This is a genomic window from Shimia sp. MIT1388 (genome assembly GCF_047124445.1).
GTDB lineage: Bacteria > Pseudomonadota > Alphaproteobacteria > Rhodobacterales > Rhodobacteraceae > Shimia.
Window position 1 is genome coordinate 1,609,252 of sequence record NZ_CP138921.1, and the last position, 20,294, is coordinate 1,629,545.

The 20,294-nt window shown below is 52.6% G+C and carries 20 protein-coding genes; 11 read left to right on the forward strand and 9 right to left on the reverse strand.

Annotation, left to right across the window (positions count from 1 at the left end; all coding sequences use genetic code 11):
* Positions 1 to 255 precede the first annotated feature (255 nt).
* The 8 genes from SIB92_RS07895 (at position 256) to SIB92_RS07930 (ending at position 5,816) form a co-directional block, all read left to right on the forward strand.
* The gene (locus SIB92_RS07895) at positions 256 to 429 is read left to right on the forward strand and encodes a hypothetical protein (protein WP_158500690.1); all 174 of its coding nucleotides are present in this window, start codon (positions 256 to 258) and stop codon (positions 427 to 429) included.
* Positions 422 to 616 (forward strand): hypothetical protein, encoded by a 195-nt coding sequence (locus SIB92_RS07900; protein ID WP_412555275.1) that lies wholly within the window; start codon positions 422 to 424, stop codon positions 614 to 616. Before SIB92_RS07895 ends, SIB92_RS07900 begins: the two co-directional genes overlap by 8 nt.
* A 34-nt stretch (positions 617 to 650) precedes the next feature.
* The gene (locus tag SIB92_RS07905; protein ID WP_412555276.1) at positions 651 to 1,967 is read left to right on the forward strand and encodes a DUF6538 domain-containing protein; all 1,317 of its coding nucleotides are present in this window, start codon (positions 651 to 653) and stop codon (positions 1,965 to 1,967) included.
* Positions 1,964 to 2,137 carry a hypothetical protein gene (locus SIB92_RS07910; RefSeq protein ID WP_412555277.1) on the forward strand — a complete coding sequence of 58 codons (174 nt, stop codon included), beginning with the start codon at positions 1,964 to 1,966 and terminating at the stop codon, positions 2,135 to 2,137. Before SIB92_RS07905 ends, SIB92_RS07910 begins: the two co-directional genes overlap by 4 nt.
* A 132-nt stretch (positions 2,138 to 2,269) precedes the next feature.
* Entirely contained in the window at positions 2,270 to 2,758 is a 489-nt protein-coding gene (locus tag SIB92_RS07915; RefSeq protein ID WP_412555278.1) for a hypothetical protein, read from the forward strand.
* Complete coding sequence (locus SIB92_RS07920; protein WP_412555279.1) at positions 2,751 to 3,575, forward strand: TerB family tellurite resistance protein; 825 nt, start codon at positions 2,751 to 2,753, stop codon at positions 3,573 to 3,575. The genes SIB92_RS07915 and SIB92_RS07920 overlap by 8 nt, the downstream gene beginning before the upstream one ends.
* An 81-nt stretch (positions 3,576 to 3,656) precedes the next feature.
* Positions 3,657 to 5,321, forward strand: a complete 1,665-nt coding sequence (locus SIB92_RS07925) for a hypothetical protein (RefSeq protein ID WP_412555280.1) — start codon at positions 3,657 to 3,659, stop codon at positions 5,319 to 5,321.
* Between the two features lie 99 nt (positions 5,322 to 5,420).
* Positions 5,421 to 5,816, forward strand: a complete 396-nt coding sequence (locus tag SIB92_RS07930) for a hypothetical protein (protein ID WP_412555281.1) — start codon at positions 5,421 to 5,423, stop codon at positions 5,814 to 5,816.
* 29 nt (positions 5,817 to 5,845) lie between these two features.
* On the opposite strand, the gene SIB92_RS07935 is transcribed toward SIB92_RS07930, so the two are convergent.
* From SIB92_RS07935 to SIB92_RS07965, 7 genes are all read right to left on the reverse strand, one after another.
* Positions 5,846 to 6,232: a hypothetical protein gene (locus tag SIB92_RS07935; RefSeq protein ID WP_412555282.1), complete on the reverse strand. Its 387-nt coding sequence runs from the start codon at positions 6,230 to 6,232 to the stop codon at positions 5,846 to 5,848.
* A gap of 5 nt (positions 6,233 to 6,237) precedes the next feature.
* Positions 6,238 to 7,050 (reverse strand): plasmid recombination protein, encoded by an 813-nt coding sequence (locus SIB92_RS07940; RefSeq protein ID WP_412555283.1) that lies wholly within the window; start codon positions 7,048 to 7,050, stop codon positions 6,238 to 6,240.
* 189 nt (positions 7,051 to 7,239) lie between these two features.
* Positions 7,240 to 8,349 (reverse strand): AAA family ATPase, encoded by a 1,110-nt coding sequence (locus SIB92_RS07945; RefSeq protein ID WP_412555284.1) that lies wholly within the window; start codon positions 8,347 to 8,349, stop codon positions 7,240 to 7,242.
* A gap of 309 nt (positions 8,350 to 8,658) precedes the next feature.
* Positions 8,659 to 9,768 (reverse strand): HlyD family secretion protein, encoded by a 1,110-nt coding sequence (locus SIB92_RS07950; protein ID WP_412555285.1) that lies wholly within the window; start codon positions 9,766 to 9,768, stop codon positions 8,659 to 8,661.
* 88 nt (positions 9,769 to 9,856) lie between these two features.
* Positions 9,857 to 10,588, reverse strand: coding sequence for a hypothetical protein (locus SIB92_RS07955; protein WP_412555286.1), 732 nt, complete (start codon positions 10,586 to 10,588; stop codon positions 9,857 to 9,859).
* A gap of 101 nt (positions 10,589 to 10,689) precedes the next feature.
* A complete protein-coding gene (locus tag SIB92_RS07960; RefSeq protein WP_412555287.1) occupies positions 10,690 to 12,357 on the reverse strand; it encodes a sulfatase-like hydrolase/transferase in 1,668 nt (555 codons plus the stop codon).
* Complete coding sequence (locus SIB92_RS07965) at positions 12,354 to 12,614, reverse strand: hypothetical protein (RefSeq protein WP_412555288.1); 261 nt, start codon at positions 12,612 to 12,614, stop codon at positions 12,354 to 12,356. The genes SIB92_RS07960 and SIB92_RS07965 overlap by 4 nt, the downstream gene beginning before the upstream one ends.
* Positions 12,615 to 12,768: 154 nt before the next feature.
* On the opposite strand from SIB92_RS07965, the gene SIB92_RS07970 reads away from it, so the two are divergent.
* Together SIB92_RS07970 and SIB92_RS07975 are read left to right on the forward strand one after the other, a co-directional pair.
* Positions 12,769 to 14,091: a tetratricopeptide repeat protein gene (locus tag SIB92_RS07970; protein ID WP_412555289.1), complete on the forward strand. Its 1,323-nt coding sequence runs from the start codon at positions 12,769 to 12,771 to the stop codon at positions 14,089 to 14,091.
* 653 nt (positions 14,092 to 14,744) lie between these two features.
* Entirely contained in the window at positions 14,745 to 15,608 is an 864-nt protein-coding gene (locus SIB92_RS07975) for a calcium-binding protein (protein WP_412555290.1), read from the forward strand.
* A gap of 138 nt (positions 15,609 to 15,746) precedes the next feature.
* Here SIB92_RS07975 and SIB92_RS07980 read toward each other — a convergent pair whose 3' ends face one another.
* Both SIB92_RS07980 and SIB92_RS07985 read right to left on the reverse strand, forming a co-directional pair.
* The gene (locus tag SIB92_RS07980; protein ID WP_412555291.1) at positions 15,747 to 18,236 is read right to left on the reverse strand and encodes an ATP-binding protein; all 2,490 of its coding nucleotides are present in this window, start codon (positions 18,234 to 18,236) and stop codon (positions 15,747 to 15,749) included.
* Entirely contained in the window at positions 18,236 to 18,964 is a 729-nt protein-coding gene (locus tag SIB92_RS07985; protein WP_412555292.1) for a response regulator transcription factor, read from the reverse strand. Before SIB92_RS07985 ends, SIB92_RS07980 begins: the two co-directional genes overlap by 1 nt.
* A 258-nt stretch (positions 18,965 to 19,222) precedes the next feature.
* Between SIB92_RS07985 and phnD the strand changes: the two genes are divergently transcribed.
* Positions 19,223 to 20,200, forward strand: coding sequence for a phosphate/phosphite/phosphonate ABC transporter substrate-binding protein (gene phnD, locus SIB92_RS07990; protein ID WP_412555293.1), 978 nt, complete (start codon positions 19,223 to 19,225; stop codon positions 20,198 to 20,200).
* Positions 20,201 to 20,294: the final 94 nt, after the last annotated feature.

The following is a 20,294-nucleotide window of genomic DNA, read 5'->3' on the forward strand; positions in this document are numbered from 1 at the left end:
CGATAACGGGCAGCGTTTTCAGTTGCGGGCCATTTGTTACTACCAAGTATCAAATCAGTGCCGAACCCTTGTTTGCAGTGGGAGTTTTTGTGCGGGCCTTCACCTGATGTCTCCTTTTGGTAGATTTCATTGCGCCACACTTCTACCTAAGTGAACGTTGGATATAAAGGCATTTTGATTTGTTCAGGATTCTGACCCCCTCAAAACCGAGCCTCCTTGCGTATCTAAAATAGAAGCAACGTAAGGAGATACATCATGAAATCGTTTCGCACCCTCGGCGATGCCGCCGGGGGTTTTCTTATGAGCGCACCACCGCGTTCCGTGTTGACCGCGATCCTCTGGCTTGGGGCTCGCACACATCCTGCCGTGTCGATGATGCTGATCTTGGTCTTCCTAGCCGCCTGGATAAAGGGCGCAAGTGATGGCTGAGCTGACGCTCCATCCCGATGACATCGTAGTAATCCGCGCAAGCGAAGATTGGCCCGAACATCTGTTTCGGGTCGATTTCGTTTTTGACGACTGTGTGGGTGGCTACTCGATCACTGGACCTTTGGCGGGGGAGTACGGCGAGCCGGACTTCGACCTCATTCTCAGGGTCCACCAACGCGGCACCTGACCGCTCTTTCCCAAAACAGAAAAGGAGGAAACACATGTCCGCTCATATCAAGTATGCGTACTTGAAGGGTCACACATGGCTCTACCGACGCAACTGGCCCAAGGACGTGGCGATGGTCTTTGGTCAGCAAGCCCTAAAGCAATCGCTGAAGACCAACTCTACCAACACTGCTCGTACAAGAGCCGCTGAGGTCGATCTTCGTTACGAGAGGACAGTCTCTGAGGTGCGGGATCGCGCCGAGGAGGCTCTCTCTGTGCCAGAGTGCAACGCTGCCTCTCTCGATTGGGAGGTTACATCAGGAACCGCCCTCGACCACCTACGGGCCACTCTAGAGCTCTCTGGGCAGTTGGAAGAACAGTCGCGGTTCGAGCGCCAGACTCCACGAGATAAGATCTCAATTCAAGATAAGGGTGCCGTCTATTTATCTCGGAGGTCCAATGAACTACGGCCCGGTGGATTTAAATCGGTTCGCTACTCTGTCGGGTTGTTTCTCTCAAAGTATGGCGATCGCTCACTGTGCAGTCTTACCAGAGCTGAGGGCCGCGAATTCCTTGGTTTGGTGGCTCAACTCTCTCCGGTCATTGGTAAGTCGGAGAGAACCAGAGGGCTCTCGCTGGATCAATTGGTGGCCTTCTCCTCTCAAGGGACGGCCCGGATCACCACGCGCACTCAGAAGCGGATCTGGGCTCAGGTCAACGCCTTCATAGATTGGACGGTTTATGAGGGGCATCTTGAGCAGAATCCGTTCAAGACGGTCTTGTTCGATCAGAAGATAAAGCCGCAGCCCTATGCCGTTCCAACGGATGGGGAGGTGGTCCAACTTCTGACGACCAAGGATCAGGCGTTACGACCCGTAATGCTGACATGTCTGCTGACGGGGATGCGCGCTGGAGAGGCGATTGGTTTGCTCAGAGAGGATCTCATCTCGAAGGGAAATCTTGGCGGCTTCATCCATGTGCGACCAAATGAACTGCGGTTGCTCAAAACCGATGCGGCTGAACGGCAAGTCCCTTTGCATCCAGTGCTGGATGAGATGTTTCGTTCACTTCCGAGCGAAGGACCTCTGTTTCCCGAGACCAATGTCGAGCAGGTGACCAAACGGTTCGCCCGGTTGCGACAGGCCAAGAAGATGGATCGCCCTCGTCTGGTTTTTCACTCGACGCGCAAATGGTTCATCACCCAATGTGAACGCACCGGTGTGCCGGAGCACTTTACTGCAAGCATCGTTGGCCATAAGTCTGCCCGCTCTGAGAACGGGATCACCTACGGCATCTACAGCGCCGGTATCTCGGATGAGCAAAAACGAGGTATCGTGGATCAGATACGTCTTCCTAAAGGCGTATCACCATGATCATTGCAGACATCGATGAGTTCGAAGAGAGGGGCGCTATCGCTGAACACGATGGCGGTCTTTCTCGTTTGGAGGCGGAGAACTTGGCAGCACGAGTGCAAGGCTTTGCAAGCGCAGATGCTTACTGGCAATGGCTCGCAGACTATGCGGCGACCCGAAAGGTGCCCTAAAACTCACCCCGGCTGGCTTCGCGCTGGCCGGGGTTCACTTCTCTTTTTTCTTGTCGCTTCAAAACTACGCGGCGAAGATACAACTCAAACGCGCCATATTGATCGAGCAAAGACTATTTAAGGAGAACACTAATGCAAGCGAGCGGAGTTTCGTCTGACACAGGGGATCAGATGGTTTTGGAGCTAAGCGACGAACAGACAGAAGAAGTATTTAAACTGGCTTCACTGGAGTTTACGTCCAGCGAACTGAAGCAAAAGATTGATAACCTAGATGTCTCTGCTGATGTGAAGGCTCTGCTTTACAAGTTTACGACTAAGGCGGTACGCGTCGGCGAAAAGGTAATCAAAATCGGACAGAAGATCTTAGAGACCATAATACGGGTCATTTCCGAGTATCCAAACACGACGTTTGGTTTCATTTTTGGTGCCATTGCGGGAACTTTGGTTGGCAGTGTTCCTCTGGTTGGTTGGGTCCTAGGTCCCTTGGTCACTCCGATTTTTATGGCGCTCGGGCTGGTTCTCGGGGCCAAGCAAGACTTCTTGGATAAGGCACTGGAAAGCAGAGTTAAGGCGTCTGTGGAGCCCTTCTTTGCGTTTAACGGGGCGAACCAAGATGGGTAAGGACCTCTCGTCCAAGCGCCTCTTAGAAGGAGTTGAGAGGGTAGTAGCCGATCCATTGCGGTTTAAAGCTAGACTTGAAATCGGTGACCAAGTCTACACGACCCTGACTTTGAGGAACAAAGCCTTTGAGTTTTGGGATGTGGCAGGTGCCGCGTCGGCTGGAGCCAAGCTCGCGGGAAGCGCGACAGTTGCCTCCACATTCTTCACGTCAACTTCGGGCGGGATTCTGGGCTTTTTGGGCGTGGCAACGGCAGTCACACCAATTGGGTGGATTATCGGAGCAAGTGTCGTATCTGGTGGCGCATACTTTGGCCTAATCAAATTGCTCAAAGGCATGGATGACGGGAAAGTTGAGGTCGTTCCTGCCTTCATCAACTCGCCCATCGATGTCCTTGCGATTGGTCTCTTCGATCTCATCGCCCCGCTTAGCCTGAAGGTTGCCGCTGCCGACGGAAAGGTGTCTGAGGAGGAACTGGAAGTCATTCGCGGATACTTCATTGATAACTGGGGATACGACCCGGCGTTCGTTGATGCCGCCCTCACTCTCTTCCTAGACCGCCTCGACCAACTGACTCTCCAGGAGCTTACCGAGGGCCTCAGACGCTTCACGCTGGAGAGCAAGGATTGCAACCATAAGAAGGTTCGTGAGCGGGTCGTGGCGCTGCTGAGAGAGATTGCTGAGGCGGATGGTCAGCTTCACGAGATGGAGCTGCTGGCGATCAATCACGTCGCTGAATGCTTGCCCAAGGACCCGTGGTTTAAGCTTCCACGGTGGGCCAAAAGATCGGGACGCGGACAGGCTAAAGTGCCCCAATAAGTGCCCCAGTTTTTGAGTTGGTTCGGGAAAGCCGATGCGTTTCATCGAGACGCAAGGCTTCCTACCACCCCAGCCACTAAGATGAAAAAATCCAATAAAATCAATGAATGCGCATCCGGCGCATTGTCCCGCCCTGTGCGGCGTCAAAACCGTCAACTACGGTCTGACGTCAGACTCAAAGTCGCAAAAAAAATCGATTCAAACCCAATCACAGAATTTCTGGGGTCTGAAAGTCGAACTCACGTTTTTCCTACAAGCGCTGACAAACCCGTCTTAGCGCGACCGCAGGAAGAAAGAGTTCCGATGTACATTGATGCTAACCTCACCGTCCCCGCGCAGTTCGTTCAATCAATTTCCCGCGAGATGGTACGCAGTCACTTCGAGGTGCTAAGCCGGAGTTTCAACGACTTCGCCTTCGACGCAGACGCCAGGATTGACGAACTCCGGAAGTCTCTCAATGATTTTAAGGTCGAGCTGAAGAAGAGCGACTTTTCTCGATCACAAAATTTGGCTCAAGACATAGCTAATAAACTCGGTATGTCCACTAAGGGCCTTTTTACTTCAGGAGCAAATCGCCAGTTCGCCACAGCGCTTAAAGCTGTTCTAACAACGGAACTGAAATCACTTGAGGATTTTGAAGATCCGCTCCTCTCGGCACGCGGCTTGCTTGATCGATACGAAATCTGTTTGCGTGACGGCCAAGTTCCTCCCTACATTTCCATTTCTTCTGCGGTGGAGCACGCGAAAGCAAATCGAACTGAAGAAATGAAAAGAAAGATCGACGCAACGAGCGGCCTTCTTCTGGAGTTTTTTGGGGATGTTTCCCTTGACTACCTTTCTCAAAATGTCGGCGAGTTCTTCCGGTTCTTACATCGTTTGCCCAGAGATCACGGTCAAAAGCATGGCAAGAACCGGCATATACAGGAGAGCAAAGCCCAATCCAAACAAGATCTAATTGATGCCGCCGATGCTCACGACAGAGAATTTTATGATGCAGTCAGATCAACTCCGAATACAAGCCTTCAGCAGCAGAGGGCTGAACTTCCAGATTTGCTGACCATCAGAATGGCCCACGCAAACCTCGAACGTCACTTGGACCGAATTCACGACGTGCTTCGACATGCGGCCGCGCATTTGGGGTACACGGGTCCCACTAAACTAATGGGGTACAGTGAACTTAAGAGACGTATGAAGACGTACGACCAAGAACTTGCCAAGGAAGAGCCGCTCTTCATCCGACTTACTCGCCCAAAACGTCGCACGCGTTGGAGCAATCAGCGAATGAAGACGCTATTGACATCACCTGTGTATCGAGGCTGCAAGTCTTCCCACCGTCGAAGTCAGCCGGGCAAGCGCTTGATTAGAGACGCGATTTATTGGGTACCTCTAATCGTTTTGTTCATGGGAACTCGGTTGACTGAAGTACTTCAGCTCAAAGCCCGCGACTTGATCCTCCACTCAGACGGAGTTTTTTGTTTGCGCTTGGCTTGGTCGGCAGAACAGGATGGAAAAACTGAGGAAAGCCAGCGGGAAGTTCCTATTCCAGAAGCTCTGATCGAACTGGGATTTGTCGAATGGATCAAGAAAAAAGGACACAACCCCAACAACTTGCTGTTTCCTGAGATCTATAAAAACAATCCTAAGCACACCGACCAAACCTTTACCAAACGCTTTCAAACGGTCCGGAAGAACCTCAACATCCTGAGTCACAGCGAGGATTTCTATGCTTTGCGCATGTCTCTTTAATCCGCTTTGTGGCGCGGCGGTGTAAGTGAATCTGACCGGCAAATTGTGATTGGGCACGCGTCAACAACAACCATCGGGAAACACTATACTGATCCAGACATGAAAGTATTGAAAGCTCTGATGGACAGGGCGGACTTCAAGCTGCGCATCTTCCATTCCCGAGAGCATAGCTGTCCACTCATCGGTGACTGCCAGTTGGTTTCAGGTAAACCAGCTCGAATTGAGGTCGCACTCAACTCCATTGGCGACGTTGGCGCAATCAGGGTCGTCGACGAAGCGTCGAGTACCGAAATTTTTTCTTGCGCTGTGCAATGCAATGACTTTTCGTCTTCTGCCAAGTGGGCGTCAGCAAAATCGTTGTCAAAAGAGCATGCGGCTAATGCAGTCCAAGATTTGACAAGCGAATTTTCATTTATCAAACCGGGGAACTCAGTCGAAAGTGACGCGTTCGATCATTTCATGGCTTTTGGAATGACCACAACCGGAAGCAAGTGAAGCATTGCCGTTGTCGTTACGCTTCCATCCTACCTGAACGCGCCCCTACAATTGGGGCGCGATTTGACGCCAAAAAAACGACTATCTACGTTTTTAAGTTGCATACTCAAAAGTTCACGGCGTCCTGACGGGAGCGCTCCGGAATTACTCAGATGTGCAATGAAGTAACTGACGTGGCTGGTCACTACATTTGTCTCATTAGGATCGAGGAAGCCGCTTATCTGAGCTTCCTTAGCAAGCTCAAAAATGGACCTTCTGAACGTCGATACGTGAGCTCCGGGCTCTTTCCGCAATGCCTCTTGGAACAGCGTGCCAGCGCCATAGAGTATCCTGCGATTTTCATGTGAAACCAAGTCGATTAGGCCCTGCCGGATTTCTTCAGTTTGTGCGTCAAAGTCGCCAAAAATCATTGCCATAAGTGCTACCTTTCTCTTGCCCGTTCGGAATTTTCCTGCGCCAAATACTGCCGCGCCAACGACTGCAAACTGGCTGCTTGAGAGCGTTGGTCAGCACTCGAATGGGCTGGGAGCCGATCTAATAGCTTTTGAACACGCTTCAGCAGAATTCTCGCACGCAATAGAAGGCTGTTGGCTTCTTCTTCTGCAGCATGGACAATCAACTGTGCCCGCTTTTTAGCTACCTCTTGTGTGCGCAGCGCTGCCTCTTCGGCCAACCTTTGTTTCTTGGTTTTCGGTTTATTTCCAGGTTCACCGTACTCAAAACCCAATGCCTCAGAACATCTTTGACGAAGTCGCTCGTAGCTGTCTTTGCCCTTCGTGGCCGGATGTTGCTTGTGACTAACTTTCCACTTGCGGCCCTTTTTTGTTTTGCTTTCGTACAGCGGGACGCAGACAGCATGAATGTGAGGCGTTTGTTCATCGGTGTGCAAAACGGCATACACAAACCACGCGCCATACTCATCTCGCAGAAAGCGCTTCGTGTCTGACAACCACTTTGCGATGGCGAGCGAGTCTTCCCAATCAAACCCCTCCCCCGGCTGTATCACAAAGCGATTGAATGGGCGCTCGTTGTCAGCACGAGGATTTGCTTGAAATTCCGACAAGCACGCCTGCACTTCCGCTTTTGGGTCACCGCTTCCCTGAAGTACGAAGTTGTCTTTGCTGCGACTAAGATCTACATGAGAGAGGTCCCCCGCCAGCCGCAGATCATGCCTCCGCTGACCTTCCAAGGCAGACCACCCCACACGTTCGATGTTGAAAACAAGTTTCGTCATGCATCGGAATTAGTTCCAGAGAGCCATTTTCAAAAATGGATTGCCCATAATCCATTTTTGAGAACAAAAATGGTGGGCCCTTCGGGAAAGAGTGCCGTTGAGGCCGATAAAAAAAAGCAATCGCCCCCAATGAGCCTAAAGAAGCCTGCTCTACTGGAGCGCTTCTGACATAGACTTGTATCAGCGGTCTCAAGGACACTGTAGGCGATAACTCTTGTTCTCTTCCTCAATTTTTCCTGCTTTCAGAAGATCTGAGAGCCCACTGCTAACCGCCTTCCTGAGATTTTCGGGGACGTCACGGACATCGTTGAAGGGCTCGCCAACGATGTTTCGCAATGAGGCCGAGTTATGCCAAGCATTTGCGTCAACAGTGCTTAAATCATTGAGTACGCGAAGCAACTCTTCAGACCGTTGATTGGCCTTGGATTTTCCGCGAGGTGGCTTCCGAGAGTTCGCTGCAATCAGAGATGACTTTGACTGATGCAACGGAACCGCTTTAGGCACAGTGATCATGTCGCCCTCATCATCGAAAGCAACGTCCAACGTTTCGATTTCAAAGTGTAGCGGATCCTGCAGCTTAGTGTTCTTTTGTTTTTTGGGTACCAGGCTCACAAAGCCATCCGAAGAGCGCTTCAAAATGAATGTATCATGTGTGTTGCCTTCAAAGGCGGAGGAACCACGGGCTCGACCTTCATTGGAGTGCGAGGTGTGGTGCACAAAAAGAACATAACAGTTCGCAGCTTTAGCTATGGCCTCACCGTTACTGATAACTCTCCCCATTGCTGTGGAAGAGTTTTCATCAGCGTCTCCGATGGCCAAATTTGTAGTGTCCACAACAACCATAGCGCCCTTAGTGTCGGCAAATTTCTTGTAGTTGCGTACATCTTCTATAATTCCATCGATGTGAGATGGATCGAGAAAGTTCGGGCACTTTTCCACGACTACGAAAGGGGTAGAAGCTGACGGTGCCTCGTGCAGGTATGGATACGCGCGATCTTTCACGCCTTCTGGGTCTTCTGCCGCCAAATAGTAAACAACCGAGCGCCGCACTTTTGTTCCCGCAAACGACTTGCCTTGGGCGATGTGAGAACAAAACGAAGAAATAATTGCCGTTTTTCCGGCGGCAGGCGGAGCTACCACCATTCCAGTGTGCCCCTGCTTAAAGAAGTGCTTCACAATGTAATTTGCCTTACGGTTCACTTTGTGATCGGCTGCGTTGCTGAAGCTACCCGCTGCAAAGCCGGTTAGTACGTCTTCAAGTGTCTTTGTTTTCGTAGCTTTGTTTTTTGGTTTTCCCATGATGTACAATTTCCCTAAACTGGGCGACCCAATGTCACCCTTACGAGAAGGAAGTTGTTTCGTTGGGAATATTAGGAAACAAACTTTTTGCGGAAAGTTGGGACAGGACCAGGCTTTCCTTAGAAAGCCTGGTCCTGTCCCAACACTTCAAATCCAAGTGGCCCGCCAGAAACCAATCTTCTCTCACACCTTTGACAGAATAATGTTCGGCCCAAGATTGCCATTCTCCAAGGTCCCATCAAACTCCTGCTTTACGATCTAACGCAGTCGTCGACGAGTCCTGAGACTTGGTGATCCAGCCATTAATCACTACAAGTAGTTTGTCATTTTACTTATCCAAAAAAGTATTTCTGCAAGTACAGCGATTGCTCCAGCGTCTTCGGAAATGACCAAGGCTGTCCCAGACGCGCCGAACTTGATCCATTGTTCCTCATTAATCTCGGGAACGTCAGCAATCACGATGTAGTCGGATGATCCTGTGAGTTCCCGTAAGCTTGCCAAACTGCTACGGGTATCAATGGCTCCCTCATCGGTGACCATGGGAATATCGCTAATAATTGCCTTAAACTCCTGGCCCGGCAGTGTTCTGAGCGCGATCCTGATTTCGTCGCCTGTCGACACATTTTGCAAACTACTCTGAGGCAAAGTCGCAATGAGTTTCCGATCATCGGGAACCACAAAATTGAGAGCTCCTTGTAGCGTCGATACGCGGTTTCCAACCCTGAGAGTCAATCCTGTAACTTGGCCGTCAGCGGGAGCTCGAACAACTGTTTGATCCAATTCCCAACGGGCTTGCTTTAACTGGTTTTGTGTTTCAACGATCCCTACATCCACGCCGTCAATTTGTGCGGAAATTCTACGCTCAAGGCTCGTTTTTCGCGCGGTGGCCGCTCTTAGGTTCGCATCCAGTTGCTCAATTGTGGAAACTGCTTCCTGCAACCGAAATTCCGCCGACGCGCCGCGGTCTGCCAGTTGAATGATGTCATCCCGACGCTGAATTCCGAACGTTAATTGCGCCTCCAGAGATTCAATTTCGGCCTGAGACGCCTCAAGGTCATTGAGAAGTTGATCGGCGGTAGCTTCAGCCGTGGACAGTGAGGCTTCAAGGCGAGCCACTTCCGCAACCTGTTTTGTATCATCCATCCGAAAGAGCACGTCTCCGGCGCTTACGGGCTTATTCGGCTCTACCAGCAGTTCCGTGACAGTACCCGCAACATTTGGCGTGACACTGATTACGGCCCCTTGAACGGAAACTGTTCCAGATGGCGTTGATCGCTTCAGCGCTCCAATCACAACCAGCGTAATCACCAACGCTCCGAGGTATACCACGGTTTTAGAAGCCCCATTCCAGGGCAATAGTTTTAGCTTGTAAAAAACAAGCCACGTTAGCCCGAAATATAATGCCAGAACGATTAACACTGGTGGTCTCCTTTGTTCAGACAATTTGCAGGTGCTGGCAGCAGCCTTCTAAGCAGCTACTTCCGCGAAACTTGCCTGGCGAACGGGATCAAAACGATATCTTGGCGCCGATAATTGGGCCGGAGAACGAAAGGTCGGACAATACGTTAGAAGAATTTCCCAAGTCCCACTCCATATGCCGGTACCCAAAACTTAGGTCCCAATTGTTGATACGGTATTCTAAGGAGGCGCCCACTTGCCAAGTCAGGTCGCTACCGCCGGCACCGATATCTGCAATGTATGATAGCGCCCATTTTTCAGACAGACGTTGAGATCCTCGAAAGCCGACAATCGCATCAAAGTTTGTGATTTGCCCCGACACCCTTTGAGAGCCTCCACCAACAGACAAGTTGGCGGCAGCGTCCATACCGAGGTAGCGAAACCCGCCATAAGCGACCAGCCGACTGTCTGGACGATGATGGAAATCGTATCCAATCGAACCAGTGAATACAAAACCTGATACGTCCGCATCGGCAGTCGCGGGAATACCTGGTCCGACAGCTGCATTCTGGCCAGATTTCAAGTCAAGATATTGAAAATCTCCCAACAAAGAAACTGGCCCCTTGTTTGCTTCAAGTGCGCCCATCAATCCAAATTCAAGATTGTCCAAGACGTCTGAAAAGCTGAGTTCAACATCCTGGCCGGTCGTTGTTGTACCACCAAGGGCTGGCGCCCATAGGTATACGAACGCCCGGTAGTCCCATTGCCGTGTTTCTTCCGAGAGCGCCGGAGACGCAGACAGCAGAGCGGCCATTGAAGTGGTGAGAACTATTTTTTTCATCGGGTTTTCCTCAGAGTTTTCCGCAGCGACAAACGGTTGAAAGAGAATTTAAAGGTGCGAAGTGGGCGCTCAGAAAGCCTCAAAGCGCCCCGACTAAAACACTATTGTTTTGGCGAGTCCCGGCGCACGATGAACGCATCGACAGCCTGTTTGGTTTCGGGGCGCATATTTTCTACACCCTCATACGGCAAGCCAAAGGCGGGAGGGGTGTCCGGAAAAAGTTCCTTCCGGGCCTGATGCCGCGAAAGAATGCGTACGAACTCCTGTCCACCCCAAGCGCCTACTTCGGTTGAAACCGGATACTCTTCGCGCGTGTCGCGGTACAAGTTGTAGAACTTCGCAATGATTGGGTTTTCACCTTTGGGTGGAAGCTTCAGCTTGAGTTGGTCTTTAACAATCGCCTTAGGCTGATCTGCCGAATAGATAATCACACTGTCGCGGCGCGCTTTGCTTTCATCGCTGAACAAAAGCGCAGCCGATTGGTCGACACCATCTACCAAACGATCTCTTGGGATGTACTGGACGGCACCGGCAAATCTCGCAAAAGTGGTGTACAAATCCGAAACGTGTACGATGCTGTTTAATAGTCCATCAGCTTCAATCATGCCCGGCCAACGAATGAAGGCATCAACCCGAACGCCACCCTCAGTGGTTTCAGCTTTCCCCCCTTTAAAGATCATCGGCGTAAAGCCCGACTGGGGAGAATACTTGGTGAAATGGCCGTTGTCGCCCATCACAACGACAATCGTGTTCTCAGCTACGCCGAGGCGGTCCATTTCCGAAAAGAGATCGCCCAGCCATTGGTCAAGCAACTGCATCTTGTCGACGTACAGACCGCCATTGGCTGATTGGGGGCCATCTCGTCCGGCACGGGTGTTGTCCAACGGGATCATCGGCCAGTACTGCAGGAAAAAGGGTTCTTCTCCGGCAGCAAGACGCTGAAGCTCTTCCATTGTTTTGTCCTGGAAGGCTTGATTCATCTCGTCGTATTTTTGTGCGTTCCAGCGCTCGCCTGGCGCCATGCGGATTTCGTTGATTGGACCGCCGGCTTCTCCTTCGATGACGGTCATCATGGTCGATGCGTCCGGGCGGAAGTATCCATCAATTGTATATTTGTCGTCGTAGTCCTGAATGGCGACTGAGACTTGCTCCTTGATGGCATCATCATTGAATATGGTGAGCTGCCCTTGTTGATGCACGGCCATCTGCGCATAATCAAACCCTTGGTTCATGGCCCAACTTTCAGCCACGTCGCCCATATGCCATTTGCCAACGTGGCTGGTCGCATACCCGGCCTGTTTAAGCACCTCTGGCAGAATGACCTCTGAGCCGGGCAATCCGAACCCAGCGATATCAACAGCCGTATCCCCCATACCCATTCTAACAGGTAAACGGCCAGTCATCTGCGCGACCCTTGTAGGCGTGCACGATGGTTCAGTGTACATACGCACCATGCGCAAACCTTCGTCCGAGAAGTCGTTGATGTTAGGTGTATCATATCCTCGAATTGCATTAAGTTCGGGGATCCCCATGTCGCCAAAACCAAGGTCATCAATCAAAATACTGAATATGTTAGGGGGCTTACCTCCATTCTTCTCTTTAAATTCAGCAAGTCGCTGATCAACAGCAGCGTCATCATCAGCCCATTGCTCGGCATGCTGAGAGAACAGAATGTAGTACTCAGAGTCGTGTTTGATCGGGTCACTTTCGGCCCATAGTGGCTGAGCGGCCAGAATGAGTGGCAAAACTGATAACTTTGCGCGTTTCATCTTTGGTTTTTCTCCTGTTGCATTTCATTGACGCCGCCTACGAATTTGATGTTTCGCATCGACAGGTAGGCGCGGAGTTCGCTCTCCAGGCCATCAATGCTGCGCTCCAGATCTGCATCCATTGTCGCAGCGGTTTGCGCCAAGTTGAGAAGTTCTTGATAGTCGTGGTAGATTTCAGACAAGACGTCATCAGCCTGACTTAGAGCGAAGATTTCTCGCTCTACGGCCTCAAACATGTTTTCTCTGTCTCGGGACAAACCGTCTACGCCCTGATGCTAAGGAAGCTTTTCAAAATGGGTGCAGCCAGTTAAGCATTGAGACTGTACGGCGACAGTTTCCTACCGTTTGTAACGGTTACAAGCACAATTAAAACACTGATTTTGCTATGTATTTCGAAGGATCTTATTTGGAATGAATGATAGAGATGTCTCACCGGAGGATGTGACAAATGCGCTGAATCGCATTCTAATTAGCCCTTCATTCAAAGAGGCGGAACGACTGAAGAGCTTTCTTCAATACGTTGTCACTGAAACCCTCGAGGGTAGAGAGCGGCAGTTGTTAGGGAAGAACATCGTGAGCGACGTCTACGGAAGGACATCAGATCATGATGCGACTACCGTTAATGTTGTTAGAGTTGATGCCGGGCGACTGAGGCGGAGGTTAGACAGTTACTATGCCAATGAAGGTGCAGGGGACGCAGTCAGGATCACCGTACCAAAAGGTGGATATGCACCGGTTTTTGAGTACGCGTCTGACAACAAAAGCTCCCAGCCTGCGCCACCATTGGAACGGCCTCAAAACTTCAAAATCTCCTTGTGGTCATTTGGAGCTGGAATGGCCGCCACAGTAGTCGCCGTTTTGATTTATTCTTTCCTCAACGCCCCATCTGTTGCGACTGATGACGACACCCGAAGTGGCCAACCCCAAGAACAATTGGAACGCGCCATTCTGTTTGACGTTTCTCCGTCCGGTTTGCAGGCAAGAAATATTGCTGATGAAGCAAGAGGAATGTTCTTCCCGGCGACACAACCAAGACGCCTTCAAGCGACACTATTGCTTTTTGAAGCCGCTATAGAGTTGGACCCAACCTACTTTGGCGGGTATTCGGGAGCCGCCCAAGCTACATCAATGCTGGGTGGCCTGTCTCCACTTGGCCCGCAACGCGATCAGATGCTCAAACAGTCTCAAGCCTTCGTTGATGAAGCCATGAAACTGGCGCCTTCAGAGTCATGGAGTCACTCTTCTGCGGCCCTTCTCTTGATGTTCAAGAGAGATTTTGATCAGGCTGTTAAGCGGTCACAGCAAGCTGTTAGCCTGGACCCGAGTGACCTTTCAGCTTTGGAATTTGACGCAATAATCGCGTTCTTTTCGGGAGATTTCGCAAGAGCCTTGGAAAGCTCAGCACCTGACATTCATCAGGCGCGAAGCGGCCGGTTTCCATGGCGTAGTGTCTTTGGAAATGCGTCATTTTATGTGGGAGAATACGAGGATGCAGTCCAATATCTTCTTGAGGCCGCCGCGCTTGGGGAGCCCGTCAGCGAAGTCAGTTCCGTTCATTTGATAGCGTCACTTCAAGCCTCTGGTCGCAGCACTGAAGCCGCTGAGAGGCTACGAGAATTTAAAGACACTTGGCCGGAAAGCAGGGTTTTAGGTGTGCTCACACAACTATTCAAAAACCAGGAAGACGTTGAACGGTTGTTGGATCAACTCGTGGCTGCTGGTTGGAATAGTTGAGTCCACGAATTAGTCGGCATCTGATGGAAAGGTGTTTACGGAGTGTTCAATAACTAAACATCAAGAAGCTTGTTTCAGTGGGCGAGAGCGTCCTTGCCACCTTTACAGACAATGTATTCTGCCGCGGCAAATGAGCTCGTGGCTGCCTTGAATTAGTGCGCAAAGACTGCGGCCCAATGCAGTTTCAGATTGGAGACTTCAGTTCGAATGTCGCAACCCGACAAATACCTATTGGAAAATCAAAGAACAAACCTTTCCCATGATTGACAAACGAACCCATTTCATTTGAATTACCTAAATTACTGAAACAAAACGTAGAATCCTACCACCCCAGCCACTTTTCATTGATTGATTCAAGCAAGCAGCTAGACCCAGACTGCCCCCCCCTAAGCCCCCCCAAAAAATACCCTCGCCGTTGGCGGTGCTTCTTGAGCCCCTCCATGACATCCACTGCTAGTGGAAATAAGTCGTCTCCCCTTGTGTGCGGGAGAGACTGAGCCTACCCATGTGTTTCCCCATTGGAAACTCACTGTCGCCCCAGCAAAATACGGCAAACTTTAGGCGACTTTGGATCATTTTTTTGCTAGCGATATTAAATATCAAAACACTAGACTCAGTTATTTTGACAAAATTCTCGTTTAAGGAGGCAAGAAATGCCAATTCTGAACATTGATGGAACCACCCTGTCCGATACGCTATTGATCGACGGAGACGCTTTTCTGGGCGCCTATGAAGGGTTTCAGGTTTTGGCCGACGATGGCGATGACGTCGTCACCGTTACCGGAACACTTTTTGCGGACATTTTTGGCGGCGACGGAAATGACACCCTGAGTGGTGGCCGTGGCGATGACACAATCAACGGCGGCAATGGCAACGATGTGATCTTCGGCGGCCGAGGACACGACCGCATTATTGGCGGCAACGGAAATGACATCGTCAACGCCGGCAATGGCGACGATACCGTGTTTGGCGGAAATGGTTATGACCTGCTCAACGGCGCCGGAGGGAATGATTACCTTGCCGGAGGACACGGCAACGACACGATAAACGGAGGATCAGGCGACGATTTTGTCTTTGGCGCCAAAGGGTTCAATGTCCTGTCCGGCGGATTTGGCAACGATACCGTCAACACCGGCGACCATACGTCAACCGCAAATGGTGGCGCCGGCGATGATTTAATCGTCGCCCGTCTCAAAAAGGGCGGTGACCATGTTCTGACTGGCGGTACGGGTGCGGACACCTTTGAATTTGTTTTTCAAACCAGCAAGAAAAGCTCCGACGTTGTCATAACAGACTTTGAACTGGGTGTTGACGACCTGATCATCGGCGGGCTGGACTCTCAGGCTTGGCTGGAAGCCAATCTGGAGTTCGCCGAGACCTTTGGCCTAGATCTTGTGACCGAAGTTAACGGCAACACGGTGCTGAACATCGGCCTAAATGACTCTGTCACCTTTGAAGGGGTCAGCCTCGCAGATGTACAAGACTATTTTGAAGATCTTGGCATCGCGCTCGGATAAAGACCAAGCAGATCACTGTTGCTTTAGGCAGTGCTCATCCGTCCACAACCTCTGCAGTGGCCCGGCGTTCGTCCGGGCCATTCATTTTGCTCAGTTTCAACAGGCTAAACCTACAACAACGCCGGCCCAAAAAGCAGTTCACTCCAGAATGCCCCGCCAATCTGTCTCTTGCACGGGCTTGGACACACATCGCGGCTGCCGCCCACTTGGAAGCGCAACGCCTCGCGGCATGTCACGTGTCGACATCAGAACCAGCTTCGCCCCCGGAAACCGGTTGCACCCCATGTTCAACAAGTCCCAACCGGATTGTCCTCTGTCCAGATTCAGATCGCTGACCAGAAGTGCCAAGTCAGCCAACTCATCCAACGTGTTGCGTCCTTCGGCGAAGGTCTGCGCAGTGACCACCTCATACCCCAGCCTCGCCAAATCTCTTGCGGTGGTGCGCAGGTAAACTGCGTCATCGTCAATGACCAAGGCCCACCCAACCGATGCACCTTGATCTATTGTAAGAGCCTCTTCCCGATAAGGCGGGAAGCGCATGCTCACTGTGGTCCCGAGATCTTCACCGCAGGTATTGCTTTCCAGAAGTAAGGTGCCGCCTGACTGGTGCACAAATCCGTCGACCATCGACAAGCCAAGCCCGGTACCACCGCCGTCGGCACGCTGTGAAAAGAAGGGTTCTGTCGCACGCCTGCGGACAGCCTCGCTCATACCGCGACCGCTGTCCCGCACCACCACCTCGGCCCCGCCGCTCGCGGTGGCCCGTACCAGAACATTAACCACCCCTGCCCCGTCAATCGCCTGTCCAGCGTTGACACACAGATTGAGCACCGCGCTCTCCAACTGCCCTGGGTCAACCCGCGCGAACACAGGCTCGTCCGGCACGTCAACGGACATGTCCACCGTTTCCGGCATGCCGATTTCCAACAGGTCGGCCATTCCCTCAACCAATTGCCCAACATCGGTGACTTGTGGTTCCAAGTGTTGCTTGCGCGCAAACGCCAGCAAACGCTCCGTCAGCGACACGCCAAGATCCAATGCAGAGCGGATGCGGGCCTGCAACTCCTTGGACCTCTCAGCGTCCGCCGCTTCTAAAAGGTGTAAGTTGCCGGAAATACTCGAGAGAATATTGCCAAAATCATGCGCCACTTCCCCCGACACCTTGCCCAATGCCTCCACACGCCGGATTTCCTCAAGCCGCTGCTCCATGCGCTTGCGCTCGGTGGTTTCCGACAGAAGCCAGACCTCTTCGCCATTGGGCAGTGGCGAGCGGCGCAGCTCCAGCACATTGCCTGCTGGATCGATATACTCCTCAAACCCGCCATGCTCGCTGGCGGAGGTTTGGCGCTCAAAACTCGACTCCGCAATCAAGTCAACCACTTTGGCTTTTTCACCCGACTGAGCCGCTGGCAATCTCAGAAGCGCACGCAGGTTGGCGTTTTCTGCTTCGATCCACCCGCCCGCTGTGGCAATGGCCACCCCGTCTTTGATGTTGCGAAAAACACGCGAGAACAGTGCGTTCTGGTGCCCAACCTGCCGCGTGCGCCGCTCCAACTTGCGCGCGCTCTCCCGAAACACGTGAAACGCTGCATACAACTGACCAATTTCATCCTCTGACGCCGGCCCCTTGGGAAGGTCAGTGCGATGGTTGCCCGCAGCCAACCGTCGCATTGCCGCCGCGATCAAATGCAAGTTGCGCGCAACGTAACGCGACACGTAAAGCGACGAGGAAATGGCCACTATCAGGCTCGCAACGGTCAGCGCCAAAAAGGCTTTCTTGGCAAAGGCAAGGTTGCTCGATGTCTCCTGCCGCGCCTGCGATAAACGCTCCTCCGCCTCGAGCACCTGTGCCGCGGCAAAGGTGCTCACTCGCCTCGCTTCCTGCCGAATACGAAACAGGGCGTTTTCTGCGTCCAATCGCGCGGCCAAATCACGATGCTTTAAAACAAACAAGCTTTCGCTGCGTCGTGTAGCCGCCTCAATTTCTGCCAAGGTTGCCTCATGCATCGGCGTCACTGTGCGCAAAGCGGCATCACGTTGCTTACTGTACCGGCGGCTGAACTCTCCAAGTTCGATCAAGGCGGTGGCCCGCCCGGCACCTAGGGCGCTTGCCGTCAACTGCTGCAACGCAGCCCAGACTTCACGTTCCGCCAAAGGCAACGCCTTGTCACTGGCCAACCGGCGCACCCGCTGGTTCAAGCGCTCCATATCCCTGTCAATTGCCGCCAATTCCGCCTGCCGGGCCGACTGAGGCGTCAATGCATTTGTCAGATCATCGATTGCCAGCCGCAGCCGTGCCACTGGCAAATCCAGCGCAGTATCGCCAGCCGACAAAGCTTCAATCCGGTTCAGGTTTTCAAGAACTTTGTTCCTTTCCTGCGCCAACTGAAACGGAGGAAACAACGCATGCAGGAAGGGGGCAGAGGTCGCGAGATCTGCGGATTCTCGCGACAGGTCCAGCGCGTCAGACACCTCCGCCAGGGTTTCCTTGTGTAAGACGTTCATCCAGAGTTCAGTACGATTGAGCACCAGAACGCCAATCAAGCTAACGAGCAGGATCAACCCAAACAGAACGGCAATAGCCGCGGACAGGCGAAACCGCACACTCAAGCGCGCCAGAACCGACATCACGACGTTTCCGCGCCAAGGTTAAAAATGTACCCCTGCGCTCGCCGCGTTTGCAAATGCACAGGCTTTGATGGCACGGGCTCAATCTTACGTCGCAACCGCAGGATCAACACATCAATGGTGCGGTCCACATAGCGCTCCATATCTGAGCCCAGCTCCTTAAGCAGTTCCGGGCGCGGGATCACCCGATTAGGATTGCGGGCAAAATACTCCAGCAATCGATACTCTGCGTTGGTCAATGGGACCTCTTCGCCCTCCCGATCCAAGAGCCGACGGGACTGCACATCAATCCGCATATCTCGAAAAGCAATCCCCCGCCCGCTTGCCACACTTGGTTTGGCAGAGCCATGTCCGTAGCGCCGCAAGACCGCCCGGATACGGGCCACCAACTCGCGCGGGTTAAACGGCTTGATCAGATAGTCATCCGCGCCGGTTTCCAACCCGATGATCTTGTCGATCTCGTCCCCCACACCGGTCAGCATCACAATCGGGATCTCATAGCGTTCCCGTATGTGGATCGCCAAGGTCAAGCCTGACTCTCCGCGCAACCGCAAGTCGATGAGGGCCATGTCAATCTGTGGCGGATCTCCCAGTGCCATGAAGGCCGCAATATCAGGACAACAGACCGCACCGAACCCGCTGTCCCGCATTAGGGCGGACAGCGTGTCCCGTACGCTCTCGTCATCATCCACGATCGCAATGCGTGGCTCAGCCTGGCCCGTGTTCATGAAACCTTATCCTGCGGCATTTTGCGGCCAATAGGCGTGCCCGTTGACCAAGTGTTTTGAATCAGTTCCGCAGATCATGCCAGATTGTAAGTCCGCGCGTGCGGCTTTGTAACATTGTTAACATTAAACCCGCTTTTCGTCTGTTCCGTTAACACAAGCCTGCTCGCACGATTGCCCTCAGCTCTCCTAGGCTGATCTGGTCAGCGCCTTGCCTTGGGGGCAATGTTCCACATGGCAAGCGTTATAAGGGAGGATACCATGACACCAATTTTTACCCGCGCAGCGACAGCTTTGGGCATCTTGTCGGTCAGCGCCTTTGCCGCAGCCGCCGATTGTGCAGACCGGGGCGCTTTGGACGAGCTTTACTGCGACGCCAATGGCGATCTGGTTGCGGACACGCCAACCGATCCCGCCGAGCTTCGCAACCCCGACACGTTGGTTTTCGCTTACACACCTGTTGAAGACCCCGCCGTTTACGCCGATATCTGGGCACCTTTCATTGCCCATATGGAAGACGTGACAGGCAAAGACGTGCAGTTCTTCGCCGTGCAATCCAACTCCGCCGAAGTAGAAGCTATGCGCTCTGGTCGCTTGCATGTCGCAGGCTTCTCCACTGGCCCGACACCTTTCGCGGTGAACCTCGCCGGTGCTGTGCCTTTTGCCATCATGGGCGCCGAGGACGGCCAGTTCGGCTACAAACTACAGGTCTTCACGCAGGCCGACAGCGACATCCAAGCGGTCAAGGACCTCGCTGGCCGCCGCGTGGCACATACGTCGCCGACCTCTAACTCCGGCAACCAGGCACCCCGCGCCCTGTTCCCATCTCTGGGTGTCGAGCCAGACAAAGACTACGAAGTGACCTACTCCGGCTCCCATGACCAATCCATGCTGGGTGTTGTGGCTGGTGACTACGACGCGGCTCCTGTGGCTTCCGAAGTTGTGGAGCGCATGGCGGAACGTGGTCTCTATGATCCCAAAGACGTGCGCATGGTCTGGGAAAGCGATCCGTTCCCAACCACCTCCTTCACCGTGGCCCACAATCTGGACCCAGAGCTGTCCGAGAAGATCAAAGAAGCTTTCTTCACCTTTGAATTCTCCGGCACCAAACTGGGCGAAGAATTTGCCGGTGCGAGCAAATTCATCCCGATTACCTACAAGGATCAGTGGGCGGTCATCCGTCAGATTCAGAGTTCCAACGGCGTGGAATACACCCCGCAGGGGCTCGCAGGTAAGTAACCCAATCACCAAACAAAGCCCGGATAGCGCGCATCGCTGTCCGGGCCTTTTCGGCCCTGCGATCGTCGTGCCTCAAGGCACCATGCCACAGGCA